This window comes from Thiomicrolovo immobilis, from assembly GCF_039645955.1.
GTDB lineage: Bacteria > Campylobacterota > Campylobacteria > Campylobacterales > Sulfurimonadaceae > Thiomicrolovo > Thiomicrolovo diazotrophicus.
In genome coordinates, this window is the sequence record NZ_CP147916.1 from 853,041 (window position 1) to 865,783 (window position 12,743).

A 12,743-nucleotide genomic window follows, 5' to 3' on the forward strand; every position below is an offset into this window, starting at 1 on the left:
CGTGATATCAGCCGACGGGCGGCTCTGTCTGCAGATAGTCGCTGTGCACCCACCCCTCTCTGCAGATACGGACCTTCTGCCACACGCCGCTGCGCTCGACCAGCTCCACCCGGGTCCCTTTCTCAATCGGATCGCCTGCCAAAGAGGCGCTCCCCGAGGGCTGGGACCTGACGTTAAGGAGGCTGGCGGTGACCGTTGCGTTTGCGGCGGGAGCCTCCTGCTCATCCGTCGGCTCCGCATCGGCATGGCGTCCCGTCAGAATCCTGTCGCGCAGCCGCTCCAGCGGAAAGGCCGGGCCGGGGTCGATCTTGCGTTCGGGGGCGATCTCTTCGTGGCCGAGGATCGTCTGGATGGGATAGTGCCCCTTCAGTACCCGGCATATCTCGAAACATGCCTCGATCTGTTCGGCCGTATAGGTGTGCCAGTAAGAGGGTTCCGTCTGGTTCCGGTGGATGGCCCGGATGACGTCCGCCTCTTCGTAGCGCCGGCCGAACCAGGCGAGGTAGCTGTCACCCGAGGGGGTGAGCTCGCCGGCATTGACGAGCTCGATACCGATGGCATAGCGGTTGAGCCCGCTGCGTTCCTGCCAGCGGCTCGTGCCTGCGTGCCAGGCGATTCGCCCGAAGTCGACCATCTGCACAACTGTGCCGTCGCGATCGATGATGAGATGGGCCGAGGCTTCGATATCGGGGTTTTTGAACGTATTGACGGCGGAGGCGAGGGTCGGGCCGGCGGTGAAGTGAATGACGACGGTGTCGGGCAGACCCGCCGCATAGGGGCCGCTGTCTTTGTTGTCGCAGGGGTCGAAAACGACCCCTCGGCCGAACAGGTCGCCGGTCAGCAGGTGGGTATCGATACGCAGTGCCATCGTCACTCCTTTTTTAATAACATAAACCCATTATTATTCATGATTTATTAATAAAGGATAAACCCGTCTACAGCAGAGAGGATGGCTGCACGTTGTTCAGGGGCTAAAAAGGGTGGAGGCGGGAGGTCAGAGATCGCAGAGCATACGCCGGACGACGAACCATTTTGCGATGGCATGATCGGTGTACTGGTACTCCTGCTGTGCGGGGGGAATGGAAATATTCCGGATCTTGGCGCGGAGGATACCGAAGGCGACGAATCCGAAGAGTAGGGCACCGATGGCATAGAACCAGTCATACAGGAGCCAGACCGCCACCGCAAGGAGATAGGTGCCGTAGGAAAAGAGCCACCCCAGCAGCCATGCTGCCGTGCGGCAGAGCGGTTTGGTGGGTTCGGGCGTCGGTTCAAGCAGTGGGATATCGGTTTTCATGGCATGATTATAGCAGTTGGCGCATCGAAAACGGTATTGACGATAAAATAAATAAAAAAATAGACTTAAATCGTCATTTTAATCCTGAAAACAGACGGGATCATCATGAATAAAAAGTATGATTGTGGCAAATAAAAATTAAAAGGATAGGTTATGAATGAACCGACACTCCAGGGCATCGGCGATTATAATGGACTTAAAGGTGAGAAAAAACGGGTAGTGCGGGCCGTCCTGCTCACGGGACTCCTGCTCGGTGCGCTCTATGTCATCGTCTCCAACAGCTACGTCGGAGAGGTCCATGACAGGTTGCCGGTCCATGACGGCATCACCGCCGTTCCCTTCAACCGCTGAACTTCTTTGCCCGTCGCTGACCCGTTTTAGGGTCGCGATGCTACAATATCCGACACGCTTTCACAAGGTATTTCTATGGTAACAGCACTGATGGTTATGATCAGCCTCTATTTCATTATCAAACTCTACATCAGCGTCATGCAGGTCGGGTTTATCAACCGCGCCAAGCGGATGGCTCCGGTGCTCATGGGGAGTGCGGATTATCTCAAGGCCGGCAACTATGCCGTGGCAAAAGAGAAGCTGCAGATGGCGGGAATGCTGATCGAATACATCATGTTCCTTGTCTGGCTCGACGGCGGGATCCGCTGGCTGGACGCGGTAATGGGCGGGATGGACGCGCCTTTCAAAAGCATCGTCATGGTCCTGGCGTTTTTGCTGATCAATACCCTGGTGGAACTGCCGCTGTCGCTCTACGAGAAATTTGTCCTCGATGCGAAGTTCGGCTTCAACCGTACCAGCGTCGGCCTCTACATCAAAGACACGCTGATCACGCTGTTTCTGGTGGCACTGCTCGGCGGGGCGGTCATCTGGGGCGTGACGGCGATCATCGCATGGGCGCCGCTGTGGTGGTTCTGGAGCTTCCTCTTCCTCTTCGCCGTTGTCGTTGCGCTCAATATGCTTTTCCCGACACTGCGAGCACTCTTTTTCGACAAGCTGACACCGCTCGAGGATGCGGAGCTCTCAGAAGAGATCGACACCTTGATGAAGAAGACGGGCTTTGTCAGTAGCGGGGTTTTCGTCAGCGATGCCAGCAAACGCGATACCCGTCTCAACGCCTACTTTGGCGGCCTGGGCAAGAGCAAGCGCGTCGTCCTCTACGACACGCTGCTCGAAAAGCTCGAAGCGCGCGAACTCCTTGCGGTACTGGGGCATGAACTGGGCCACTTCGCCCACGGCGACCTCTACAAGAACATCGCGGTCGTCGGCGGGATGCTTTTTGGCATGCTCGCCCTTTTCGGCAACCTGCCCGAATCGCTCTTCGTGCAGCTGGGCATCGGCAATACGCCTGCAGTGACGGTGATACTCTTCTTGCTCTTCATGCCGCTGGTCAGCTTCTTCATTATGCCGCTGATGGGCGTGATAAGCCGACATAACGAGTACGAAGCGGACCGCAGCGGCGGGGAGCTCGTCGGCAAGCTCTACCTCGCGAACGCCCTGCGCAAACTGGTAACGGAGAACCGCTCCTTCCCCCTTTCGCATCCGCTCTATATCTTCTTCTACTATACCCATCCGCCGGTGATCGAACGCCTGCGGGCGCTTGGATTCGAGGAGCGGGGCAGCGGCAAAGGTGCGATGCGCTCCGAATGCGACGCGGACAGCGTGGAGCGCGAACTCGATAACGAAGGCGTGCGTTCTTGATGGGTGAACGCGTGCGGACGCTGCGGGAGTGCCTCGATGTGATCGCCGCCGAGATTGCCGTGAGTGCGGAGCGTCCGCGGCGGGAGGCGGAACGGATGCTGATGGAGTACCTGGGGCGCGACGGCCTTTGGCTGATCACCCACCAGGACGAGCCGCTCTCCTGCGACGAGAGGCTCTGGGAGTGGGTGGCGCGTCGCAAGGCCCATGAACCCCTCGAATATATCTTCAACCGCGTCAGCTTCTATTCGCAGCTCTTCTATATCGCCCCGGGGGCTTTGATCCCGCGGCCGGAAACGGAGCTTCTGATCGACCGCGTCCTGGAAGCGGTCGACCCTGCCGCTGAGATGACGCTCTGCGAGGTGGGGGTAGGGAGCGGCGCGGTCAGCGTGACCCTGGCGCTGCATCTTGAGCAGGCACAGATGATCGGCGTCGATATCAGCGAGGAGGCGCTGGGCGTGGCGGCCAAAAACGTCGCGGATTTCGGCCTCCAGGAGCGGATCGAGCTGCGGCAGAGCGATCTGCTCGCAGGCGTTCCGGAGAACATTGACGTTCTGGTCTCCAACCCGCCCTATGTCGCCGAGGATGCCGCACTCGAACGCAACCTCGATTATGAGCCTGACCTGGCGCTGTTCGGCGGTGTGACGGGGATGGACATTATCGTTCGACTGATCGACGCGGTCGCCGAGCGGAAGATTCCCCTGTTCTGTTGCGAAATGGGGTATGATCAGCGCGAAGCCGTCTCGGCGATCGTCCCGAAGGGGTATACGATCGATTTCTACAAAGATCTTGCAGGACTCGACCGCGGGTTCGTACTGACACGAAAGGATGAAACATGAATACCAAACAGTGGAGCGTCACGCTCTATCTTATGACCGTTGCCGCCACTCTGGGAGCGGTTTTGATTCTGGGCATCGTTGTCGCCGCGGTGATCTTCCACTCGGCATCGATCCTGCCGACGGAGCTGCTGGGCCGTTACGAAGAGGGAATGCTGATGGGCGAGATCTTCCGCCGTTTCAGTTTCTGGGCCTATGCGATGGCCGTGATCATCCTCGTCTTTGAAGGAAACGAATACCGCCGCCAGCGTCGTGACAAGTGGGCCATTATGAGCGCGCTGCTCGCGGTGGCAACCCTGCTGATGTTCGCGGCGGTCTACGTTCCGAAGATTCTCTCCATGCAGGCCGAGGGGGCGGATGCCACGGCGAGCGAAGCCTTCGCCTCGCTGCACAGTGCCAGTGAACTGGATTTCAAGCTGCTGGCCGTCGCGCTGATCGTCCTTTTCGTGCGTCGGATGCAGCTGATGTTTCTGCCGTCTGCCGGAAAGGTCTAATGTGACGGGAGGTCGCCCCTCTAGGAGCGATTGATGCTGTATTTCCCGGGCCCGGAAAAGAAGAGGGCGAGGGCGGCAAAGAGATAGAGCAGCGCCATCTCGCTGACCGGGCCGCCGGTTTTGCTCAGCTGCAGCGGGAAGATCCCGCCGACAAGTGCCACGGCCACCACCATATTCGCGGCCATCAGCGCCGCACCGATCCGCGCATACAACCCGAGAATAATCATCACCGGGGCGATCACCTCCCCGATAAAGACGCCGTAACCGAACCAGCCGGGCAGGCCGTGGGCCTGCAGCATGCCCTGAATATGGGCAATGCCGTGCAGCAGTTTATGAATGCCGTGAAACAGCATAAGGGTACCGAGGGCAAGGCGCAGCAGCAGGCGGGCAAGGTCGTCGTTTTTCAACATGATTGTTCCTTAACTAGCGTCCGCCGAACTTCCGTTCCCACCACTCCTGCGGCGTGAGGCAGGTCTCTTTGAGGTAGGGTTCGTCCAGGCGGTATTCGTAATGTTTGACAAATTCCAGCAGTATTTTATAGGCGTCATTGATTCGCGCGCTCATGGTGTTCGCCGTATCGGGATCGTCCGGGTGCTTGTCCGGGTGCCAACGGTGCATCAGGTTTTTATAGCGCGTTTTGATTTCGGGGAGGGTCGCCTTGTCATGAAGGCCCAGCAGGGTCTTGGCCTTCAGAACGCTCTCATAGGGGGGCATTAGCGGGTGCGTCAGTCTTTTTGCTGGCGCATGTAGGTCGGCACGTCGAGGTAGTCGTCACTCAGGTCGCCGCCGACGACCATTCTCGGACGGCTCACAGTACGGCTGGCCGCCGGGGTCTCCTGTGCCGGAGCATCGTAGGAGTCGTTATTGATGGAGGGGGCCTTTTTCGGGGCCTCCTCATGGTCAAAACCCGTGGCAACGAGGGTGATCTTGATATAGTCGATCGCCAGCGTGGCATCCGTCGTCGTCCCGAAGATGACATCGGCATTTTCGTCCGCGCTCTCTTCGACAACACCCATCGCTTCCCCGATGGAGATCATCGGGAAGTCGGGGTGCATCGTGAAGTGGACGAGAACGCCCATGGCGCCGTTGATGCTCATGTTGTCGAGCAGCGGCGATTCGATTGCGGCGCGGATCGCTTCATAAGCGGCATTGTCGCCCTGGTGCTCGCCCACGCCCATCAGCGCCATACCGTGGTGGCACATGACCGTTTTGAGGTCGGCGAAGTCGAGGTTGATGTCGTTGTCGCCCGAAGAGAGGATCACGCCGGACGTCCCGCTGACCGCCTGGGCCAGGACGGCATCGACAATCTTGAAAGACTCTTTGAGCCCCAGGTTCTTGTCGATGATGGAGAGGAGTTTGTCATTGGGGATGACGACGATGGAATCGCTCTCTTTTTTCAGCTCTGCCAGTCCCTGTTCCGCCAGTTTGAGGCGTTTGCGCCCCTCGAAGGCAAAGGGTTTCGTGACGACGGAGATGGTCAGGGCACCGACGTCGCGTGCGATCTGGGCGATGACCGGCGCCGCGCCGGTACCGGTGCCGCCGCCGAGGCCGGCGGCGATAAAGACGATATCGGCCCCTTCGATGGCACTGCGGATGTCGTCATAGTTCTCGATGGCGGAATCTTTGCCGACGCTCGGTTTCATCCCCGCACCGAGCCCCTTCGTCAGACGGCTGCCCATCTGGATTTTGACCGGGGCAAAGGAGGTCTGAAGCACCTGGGCATCGGTATTGGCAACGACCATTTCGATGCCGTCGACCCCTTCGTTGATCATATGACCGATCATATTGCCGCCGCCGCCGCCGACGCCGATGGCTACGATACGCGCACCGTTATTGGCCGTCGTCTCTTCGATTTTGAACATATTGTCAGATCCCATCTATCACTCCCCTGTTAAAATAACTGTGTAATCCAGTTCCAAAACTTGCTGCCGAAGCCTGCGGCTTTGTCAGCACTTTTTCTTGCGTCAAAGGACTTGATCCTGATCGTACCTGCTTCCTCGGAGGGGGGCAGCGGAATCTCTTCCTCTGCCGGCTCCTGAACGGAAGGTTCAGTCAGGTCAGGCTTCTCCATCGGTTCTTCGTTACGGTAACGTACCTGGCGGTTCACATCGATTTCGTAAGGCGCATAGCCTCCCGCCGCATATTTGATAAGCCCGACCGCTGTCGCCGTCGCCGGCTCTTTGAGGGCGTCGAAGAGTCCTTCGACGTTACACGGCTTGGCGAGGCGGACCGGCACATTGTCGAAAATGGCAACGGCAAGATCGCGGAGGCCGTCGAGTTTGGTAAAGCCGCCCGTCAGGACGACCCCGGCCCCCAGCTGATCTTTGAGCCCGCTCTTGTCAATGGACTGGGCGAGGATCATCAGGGTCTCCTCGACCCTGGCATAGATAACGTTGTGTACCACGCCGAGGGAGACCTCGTGGGAGGACTCCTCGTCGCCGATAATCGGCAGCTCAATCAGGTCGTCGCTCGGCGCACTGAGCGATCCGTACTTGATCTTGACGCTCTCGGCGATGTTGAGCGGCGTGTGCAGCGCCATGGAGAGGTCGCTGGTGATGTGGTGCGAACCGACACCGAGGAAATCGTTGTAGCGGATCGCGGTCCCGGAGTGGATCACGGTGTCGCAGGTGTGGCCGCCCATGTCGATCACGGCGGCACCGAGTTCCTTCTCATCCTCGTTGAGCACGGCAATGGCGGAAGCGTAGCCGTTGAGGACGACGGTATCCACCTCGACGCCCGCACCGCGAACGGCTTTCTTGAGGTTGTTGAGGTTGGACTTCTGCGTCGTGATGATATGGGTCTCGACCTCCAGGCGCGACGCATTCATCCCCAGTGGATCCTCGATGAACTCCTGGTCGTCGACGATAAAATTGTACGGCAGTGTATGCAGCACTTCGTACTCGTTGGGAATATTGGCGTTGTACAGCGACGTGTGCATGACACGGCTGATCTCTTTGAACGTGATCTCCCGGTTGGGGATATTGACGATCCCGCTGGAGTTCAGGCTCTTTGTATAGGCGCCCGAGATGGAGACGATCGCCCGTTTGATTTCAGTGCCGGCGACGCGTCTGGCGTCCGCCAAGGCGGCTTTGATCGCCTTGGAGGCGAGCTCGATGTTGGTGATGGATCCCTTTTTGATCCCCTGGGAACGGACGATGCCGGCCCCCGAGATCTGAATCGTACCCTCAGGGGAGATCTCCGCGATGATGGCGCAGATTTTGCTGGAGCCTATATCGATCGCGAGGATGCTTTTTTTCACTGGCCGAATCCTTGAAGGAAGATTTTCGTCTCATACCGCTCGGCGAGGGCGGTGATCAGGGACTGGCTGAAGAGGGTCTCTTTTGTCTGTGCGACCGCCTGGTCTGCATTCGCATCGGCAACGGGGTCGATCTGCTGGTCGAGAATGCGGTAGAGGACGATCTTTCCATCCGGAAGCTGTGCCATGCTTTCGGCTTTACGTGAGCGGAAGAGGCTGGTCAGCAGGGCCTGCGTCTCTTTTTCATCCAGCCCCTGTACACCGGACGTCGCATCGCGCTTGAGGTATCCATCGGTCGTGGTACCGCGGAAGGAGTTCAGGGAGGAGGTCGCCAGTTCCGTCAGCTTTTCGGCGCGCATCTGGCGGGTGTAGGCGGCGAGGACGTCGGCTTTCGCCGCTTCGAAGCTCTTGGGCATCGGTTCGACGGTCTCCAGGCGTTTGATGATCAGGTACGCCCCGTGCTCTTTTTTCGGTTTCAGGTAGGGGCTGGCCGCGTCGGCGGAAGCGATGGCCTGCATCGTCTCCGCGCTGAAGCTGTTGTCGTCTTCACGGACGGTTGTCTCAACGATCTTCACGTCGGCGTCAAGCTTCTCTTTCTTGTAGGCGATGTAGGTCTTCAGCGCTTCTTTGTTGGTGGCTTTGTCGTTGACGGCGGCGACCACGGCACTCTTGGCGTTGTCAAACGCGAGGATCTTTCCGTCCGGTCCGACGAAGTCGTATTTGTGCGCATCGTAGTACGACTGCAGCTCTTCCTCTCCGGCGCCGGCTTCGACGGCGTCTTGGGTGATGTAGGCGATCTTGAACGCCCGCGGCGTCATGTAGTCGAGCTTGTGGCCCTCCCAGAACGTTCTGAGGGCTGCGTCGGAGGTGTCGATGCTGACCATGGCGCCGTCAAGCACTTTGTATTCGAATTTGTCCCCGATACTCAGGGCGGTCTCGAAGGCTGATGTTTCGATGCCGTTCGCCTGGGCAGGGAAGAGGGCGAAGAGTTTCTGGATCAACAGGGCACGGCGGATGTCCGCTTCGTAGTCAACAGGGGTCAAACGGTTCTGTTTGAGGACCTTCTGGTAGAGCTCCTTGCTGAAAACGCCGTTCTCGATGAAGGCTTCCTGGGACTGCAGCACCGTAGCCACCTCTTTGTCGGTCGTTTCGAGGTTATAGCTGTTAGCGAGGTTCACCAGCAGGGCCTGGTTGACGAGCTGCTGTAACGCCTGTTTGTCCAGGCCGAGCTTTTTCGCCTGCTCCTCGTCGAATTTGCCCTGGAAGATCTGGCTGTAGCGGTTGAAAAGCTGTGCATAGGTTTTTTGAAGTTCGCGGCTGGTGATGCTGACGTCACCGACTTTGGCCACGGCCCCCGATTTGTCGCCGTAGCTGTACTGCCCCCATCCGACAAATCCGGCGCCGATAAAGGCGATCGTGGAGATCCAGATCGTAATGACGAGGTATTTTCGGTGTCGTTGCATCCATGTAATCATCTGTATAGTTTGCCTTCTTGCGTCGTAGTTGTCAATTTTATAAGGTTAAAGCTTAAGAATTGCCTTAAAGCCCCTGTTTTCCGAACCTTTTTTCACTGTGAGTTCAATATTTTTCGATAAGATTTTCAAAATTCTACTTTTGGAGGGTACAAGATGAAGAACCGCGAAATTTCCGAAAGGGACCTGCGCCATATCTGGCACCCGTGTACCCAGATGAAAGATCACGAATTTCTGCCGCTCACGCCGATCAAAAAAGGGGACGGCATCTACCTCGAGGATTTTGAGGGCAACCGTTTCATCGATGCGGTAAGCAGCTGGTGGGTCAACCTTTTCGGTCACGCGAACCCGATCATCTCTTCGGCGGTCAAAACCCAGGCCGAAACGTTAGAGCACGTTATCCTGGCGGGGTTCACCCATGAGCCCATTGTCCGTCTCTCCGAACGTCTGGCAGCCATGACTCCCGAAGGGCTAACGCGCTGTTTTTACGCGGACAACGGCTCAAGTGCGATAGAAGTCGCCCTGAAAATGGCCTATCACTATTATAAGAATATCGGAAAAGAGCGCCCCCTGTTCATCTCCCTGACCAACAGTTATCATGGCGAGACGATCGGGGCGCTCTCGGTCGGTGACGTGTCGCTTTACAAAGAGACCTACGGACCGCTGCTGCTGCAGACGATCCAGACGCCGGTCCCGGCCGACCAGAGCGAGGCGGCAGCATTGGCCGCGGCGGCGGAACTCGAAACCCTGCTAAAGGCCCGTGCGGAAGAGGTCGCAGCCCTCATTGTCGAACCGCTGATCCAGGGGGCTGGGAACATGCATATGTACCATCCGCGCTACCTGAAAGAGGCGCGAAAACTTTGCGATCAGTATGATATATTGTTAATTGCAGACGAAATCATGACAGGATTCGGACGAACCGGAACGATGTTCGCCTGCGAACAGGCGGGAATTTCGCCGGATCTTATGACCCTTTCAAAAGGGTTGACCGGCGGCTACCTTCCGCTCTCCGTCACCATGACAACGGATAAAATATACGAGGCGTTCTACTGCGACTACAACCTTTATAAAGCGTTCTTGCATTCGCACAGTTATACGGGCAATGCCCTTGCCTGTGCCGCGGCCAACGCGACGTTGGACATCTTCGAACTGGATAACGTGATCGAAGCGAACCGCGCGTTGTCGGAACAGATGGCGGAGGGACTCAAACGTTTTGAAAAGTTGCCGAACGTGAAATCGGTACGCCAGACGGGCATGGTCGCCGCAGTGGAGCTTGAGGGGTACGCTCCCGACGAGCGCGTCGGATTGAAGATCTTTGACTTCGCGCTGGCGCGGGGGGTTCTTCTCCGGCCGCTGGGGCCGGTGATCTACTTTATGCCCCCCTACATTATTAATGCGGAGGAGCTGACGTACGTCATGGACACCGCTTACGAGGCAGTGACCTCGTTGTAGCGTTATGACAACATACTTTGCCGGAGCATCAGGATCCGGCAGCTCTTTTCCAGCACGGCCAGCTGTTTGGCCATCTCATGCAGGTCGCGGTTGTAGGCGTAGATGCCGTAGCCGCGGATGACGACCAGTTCCAGATCGGAGTTGATCAGCCGTTTGGGAATCTCCGTGGAGGCGCGCTCGTACCACTGGTCGAAAGAGCGGGGATCGTAGACCTCGACGCGGGGCATCTCCTTGATCCCGAAATAGTCCTGCGGTTCGATCACCTCGTGAAGCAGGCTGTAGGCCATCGTATTGGGCGGCATCGAGAAGGTGATGAACTTCGCATCGCTGATCTGGCGGTAGATGCTGTGATGGATGGCCGCGTCGATACTGGCTTCGTTCCAGCGGTAATCTTTCTGGAAATAGAGTTCGATCAGCTGCGAGTCGTTCATATGGTCGAAGATGGTGTCTTTCGTATTGATGATGAAACGGCTGTTGTCGGATTTGGCAGAGACGCTGCCGTGGTAGATACTGAAGAACTCTTTGCGGAACATCGAGAGGGAAAAAGAGACGAGCTGTTCTTTGAGATGCTGTTTGTTCATAGCGCTATTGTAACGGAAGATAGGTGAATTTTTGTGTGAAGGAGAAGGGGGAGCGGAGGGGCCGGCCTTACGGCTGGCCGTTACCGTACTGCTCGGCGAGATAGTCGGTAATGAGGGCCTGATCCTCTTTGGTGATCGGCGCTTTGAACGCGTCAACCATCTTTTCGACTTTCTCTTTCCAGAAGGTCCGGGACTGTTTGCCCTGGTTCAGGATGTAGCCGAAAGAGTGGCAGGTCAGACAGTTGGCCTGGACCAGGTCGAAGTGTTTGCCCATTTTGATCTCAAACGGGACATAAGGGACTTCGACATCCTCGTTCAGGGCGGCGTGGAGATTAAGGGCACCCAGGCTCAGCAGGGCGGCAAAGATTGTTTTTTTCATAAAGGCTCTCCTTAGACTACTTCGACGGTGACGACGTCGATTCCGTTAAATTTGTAACCGCCGTGGTTCCACTTGATATCTTTGGCATACGGCTGCTCTTCGCCGGCGCGGTTGATCGCCTTGGCCATGATGGTCTGCTTACCGTACTTTTTCGGCTTGAAGTCGAAGGTGAAGGCGCGGAACGCGTAACGGCCCAGATCGTCGCCCAGCGTCGCTTCCTGCCATGTTTTGCCGTCGTCGAAGGAGAGCATGACCGCTTTGATGCCCGCGCCGTAGTCGAAGGCAACTCCGCGGATCGTCGCGTAGGAGTTATGGTAGAGCGTTTCGCCGTTCGTCGGGTAGCCGATGAAGGATTTGACGTTCATCTTCGTGATCGGTTTCGTCGGAACGTGCTCGCCCGGCTTCTGGCATTCGCAGTCGTTGTCCGGCACACGATACGCCTTGTCCATAAAGAAGAGGTGCTGGTAGTCGCTGGTGACGGTCAGGTTGCTCAGCATTTTGACCCAGCTGTCGGAGTAGGTGCCCGGGATGACGAGGCGCACCGGGTAGCCGTTGAGGTACGGCAGGTCCTCGCCGTTCATCTCATAGGCAACGATGACGTGGTCACCGATCTCTTCGAGGTGCAGTTCGCGGACAAAGTTCGGGGTTTCGTAGTAGGCGGCCGTTTCGGAACCGTTGAACCCGACCCACTCTGCCTCTTTTTTCAGACCGGCACGCTCAAGGATGTCGCGCAGACGGACACCTTTCCAGCGGGCGCAGCCCATGGCGCCGCTGCCCCACTGGATACCGCCGGCCGTCGGTTTGAACGCGGAGCGGCTGTTACCGCCGCACTGCAGGACGGCATAGACTTCGACGGGTTCGAAGTCATGCTTCAGCTGGTCGACGGAGAGAGAGAGTTCGCGCTCGACGAGGCCGTTGACCTTGATGCGGAAGGTTCCCAGGTCGATGTGCGTCGGAATGTCCGGCATGTGCCAGCGTACGAAGAACATGTCGTTCGGCGTGACCGGGTGGGCAAAGACGTAGCGCGGGGATTCGAGCAGCGGCGGGCGGTCGGAGTAGGTGATCATCGGCCGTTTCTGCGGGAACGGAATGGAGGAGATTTTGCGGTTATCGACAGGTTGGCCCGCGGCGAAGGCTTCGGGGCCCAGCGCGGTCACGCCGGCACCGGCCAGCGCGCCTTTAAGGAAAGATCTGCGTTTCATGATTTTAGGACCTTGAGACGATATAAAATCGTTTGATAAAAATTATGTCCGTATTTTATCAAAAAGA

At 57.6% G+C, this 12,743-nt stretch carries 15 protein-coding genes; 5 read left to right on the forward strand and 10 right to left on the reverse strand.

Going from position 1 to position 12,743, the window contains the following annotated elements; genetic code table 11:
* Positions 1–7: 7 nt before the first annotated feature.
* Both WCX72_RS04400 and WCX72_RS04405 read right to left on the reverse strand, forming a co-directional pair.
* Positions 8–868, reverse strand: coding sequence for an N-acetylmuramoyl-L-alanine amidase (locus WCX72_RS04400; protein ID WP_345971067.1), 861 nt, complete (start codon positions 866–868; stop codon positions 8–10).
* 126 nt (positions 869–994) lie between these two features.
* Complete coding sequence (locus WCX72_RS04405; RefSeq protein WP_345971068.1) at positions 995–1,297, reverse strand: hypothetical protein; 303 nt, start codon at positions 1,295–1,297, stop codon at positions 995–997.
* A 153-nt stretch (positions 1,298–1,450) separates the two neighbouring features.
* Here WCX72_RS04405 and WCX72_RS04410 point away from each other — a divergent pair, with 153 nt between their 5' ends.
* The 4 genes from WCX72_RS04410 to WCX72_RS04425 all read left to right on the forward strand — a co-directional run bounded on the left by WCX72_RS04410 (position 1,451) and on the right by WCX72_RS04425 (position 4,334).
* Positions 1,451–1,648: a hypothetical protein gene (locus WCX72_RS04410; RefSeq protein WP_345971069.1), complete on the forward strand. Its 198-nt coding sequence runs from the start codon at positions 1,451–1,453 to the stop codon at positions 1,646–1,648.
* Positions 1,649–1,723: 75 nt separating this feature from the next.
* Entirely contained in the window at positions 1,724–3,007 is a 1,284-nt protein-coding gene (locus WCX72_RS04415; RefSeq protein WP_345971070.1) for a M48 family metallopeptidase, read from the forward strand.
* Positions 3,007–3,843: a peptide chain release factor N(5)-glutamine methyltransferase gene (gene prmC / locus WCX72_RS04420; protein ID WP_345971071.1), complete on the forward strand. Its 837-nt coding sequence runs from the start codon at positions 3,007–3,009 to the stop codon at positions 3,841–3,843. The genes WCX72_RS04415 and prmC overlap by 1 nt, the downstream gene beginning before the upstream one ends.
* Positions 3,840–4,334 (forward strand): DUF4149 domain-containing protein, encoded by a 495-nt coding sequence (locus WCX72_RS04425; protein WP_345971072.1) that lies wholly within the window; start codon positions 3,840–3,842, stop codon positions 4,332–4,334. The genes prmC and WCX72_RS04425 overlap by 4 nt, the downstream gene beginning before the upstream one ends.
* 20 nt (positions 4,335–4,354) lie before the next feature.
* Here the strand turns inward: WCX72_RS04425 and WCX72_RS04430 are convergent, their stop codons facing one another.
* Genes WCX72_RS04430 through WCX72_RS04450 form a run of 5 tightly spaced genes read right to left on the reverse strand, consistent with a single transcriptional unit; the run spans position 4,355 to position 9,065 of the window.
* A complete protein-coding gene (locus WCX72_RS04430; protein ID WP_345971073.1) occupies positions 4,355–4,744 on the reverse strand; it encodes a DoxX family protein in 390 nt (129 codons plus the stop codon).
* A 13-nt stretch (positions 4,745–4,757) separates the two neighbouring features.
* Positions 4,758–5,048 carry a J domain-containing protein gene (locus WCX72_RS04435; RefSeq protein WP_231020821.1) on the reverse strand — a complete coding sequence of 97 codons (291 nt, stop codon included), beginning with the start codon at positions 5,046–5,048 and terminating at the stop codon, positions 4,758–4,760.
* Between the two features lie 11 nt (positions 5,049–5,059).
* The gene (ftsZ, locus tag WCX72_RS04440; RefSeq protein ID WP_345971074.1) at positions 5,060–6,211 is read right to left on the reverse strand and encodes a cell division protein FtsZ; all 1,152 of its coding nucleotides are present in this window, start codon (positions 6,209–6,211) and stop codon (positions 5,060–5,062) included.
* Positions 6,212–6,225: 14 nt separating this feature from the next.
* The gene (ftsA, locus tag WCX72_RS04445; protein ID WP_345971075.1) at positions 6,226–7,593 is read right to left on the reverse strand and encodes a cell division protein FtsA; all 1,368 of its coding nucleotides are present in this window, start codon (positions 7,591–7,593) and stop codon (positions 6,226–6,228) included.
* Positions 7,590–9,065: a peptidylprolyl isomerase gene (locus WCX72_RS04450; protein WP_345971076.1), complete on the reverse strand. Its 1,476-nt coding sequence runs from the start codon at positions 9,063–9,065 to the stop codon at positions 7,590–7,592. Before WCX72_RS04450 ends, ftsA begins: the two co-directional genes overlap by 4 nt.
* A gap of 153 nt (positions 9,066–9,218) precedes the next feature.
* On the opposite strand from WCX72_RS04450, the gene WCX72_RS04455 reads away from it, so the two are divergent.
* Positions 9,219–10,514 (forward strand): adenosylmethionine--8-amino-7-oxononanoate transaminase, encoded by a 1,296-nt coding sequence (locus WCX72_RS04455; RefSeq protein ID WP_345971078.1) that lies wholly within the window; start codon positions 9,219–9,221, stop codon positions 10,512–10,514.
* A gap of 2 nt (positions 10,515–10,516) precedes the next feature.
* Here WCX72_RS04455 and WCX72_RS04460 read toward each other — a convergent pair whose 3' ends face one another.
* The 3 genes from WCX72_RS04460 to WCX72_RS04470 all read right to left on the reverse strand — a co-directional run bounded on the left by WCX72_RS04460 (position 10,517) and on the right by WCX72_RS04470 (position 12,676).
* Positions 10,517–11,095, reverse strand: coding sequence for a class II aldolase and adducin N-terminal domain-containing protein (locus WCX72_RS04460; protein WP_231020831.1), 579 nt, complete (start codon positions 11,093–11,095; stop codon positions 10,517–10,519).
* Positions 11,096–11,162: 67 nt separating this feature from the next.
* On the reverse strand, positions 11,163–11,474 hold the full coding sequence (locus tag WCX72_RS04465; protein WP_345971080.1) for a sulfite:cytochrome C oxidoreductase subunit B: 312 nt from the start codon (positions 11,472–11,474) through the stop codon (positions 11,163–11,165).
* A gap of 11 nt (positions 11,475–11,485) precedes the next feature.
* Complete coding sequence (locus WCX72_RS04470) at positions 11,486–12,676, reverse strand: molybdopterin-dependent oxidoreductase (protein ID WP_345971081.1); 1,191 nt, start codon at positions 12,674–12,676, stop codon at positions 11,486–11,488.
* Positions 12,677–12,743: the final 67 nt, after the last annotated feature.

Excerpts from the sequence above, each read along its gene's own strand:
- WCX72_RS04400 (WP_345971067.1), bottom strand. The coding sequence starts at position 868 with ATGGCACTGCGTATCGATACCCACCTGCTGACCGGCGACCTGTTCGGC.
- WCX72_RS04405 (WP_345971068.1), bottom strand. The coding sequence starts at position 1,297 with ATGAAAACCGATATCCCACTGCTTGAACCGACGCCCGAACCCACCAAA.
- WCX72_RS04410 (WP_345971069.1), top strand. The coding sequence starts at position 1,451 with ATGAATGAACCGACACTCCAGGGCATCGGCGATTATAATGGACTTAAA.
- WCX72_RS04415 (WP_345971070.1), top strand. The coding sequence starts at position 1,724 with ATGGTAACAGCACTGATGGTTATGATCAGCCTCTATTTCATTATCAAA.
- prmC (WP_345971071.1), top strand. The coding sequence starts at position 3,007 with ATGGGTGAACGCGTGCGGACGCTGCGGGAGTGCCTCGATGTGATCGCC.
- WCX72_RS04425 (WP_345971072.1), top strand. The coding sequence starts at position 3,840 with ATGAATACCAAACAGTGGAGCGTCACGCTCTATCTTATGACCGTTGCC.
- WCX72_RS04430 (WP_345971073.1), bottom strand. The coding sequence starts at position 4,744 with ATGTTGAAAAACGACGACCTTGCCCGCCTGCTGCTGCGCCTTGCCCTC.
- WCX72_RS04435 (WP_231020821.1), bottom strand. The coding sequence starts at position 5,048 with ATGCCCCCCTATGAGAGCGTTCTGAAGGCCAAGACCCTGCTGGGCCTT.
- ftsZ (WP_345971074.1), bottom strand. The coding sequence starts at position 6,211 with ATGGGATCTGACAATATGTTCAAAATCGAAGAGACGACGGCCAATAAC.
- WCX72_RS04450 (WP_345971076.1), bottom strand. The coding sequence starts at position 9,065 with ATGATTACATGGATGCAACGACACCGAAAATACCTCGTCATTACGATC.
- WCX72_RS04455 (WP_345971078.1), top strand. The coding sequence starts at position 9,219 with ATGAAGAACCGCGAAATTTCCGAAAGGGACCTGCGCCATATCTGGCAC.
- WCX72_RS04460 (WP_231020831.1), bottom strand. The coding sequence starts at position 11,095 with ATGAACAAACAGCATCTCAAAGAACAGCTCGTCTCTTTTTCCCTCTCG.
- WCX72_RS04465 (WP_345971080.1), bottom strand. The coding sequence starts at position 11,474 with ATGAAAAAAACAATCTTTGCCGCCCTGCTGAGCCTGGGTGCCCTTAAT.
- WCX72_RS04470 (WP_345971081.1), bottom strand. The coding sequence starts at position 12,676 with ATGAAACGCAGATCTTTCCTTAAAGGCGCGCTGGCCGGTGCCGGCGTG.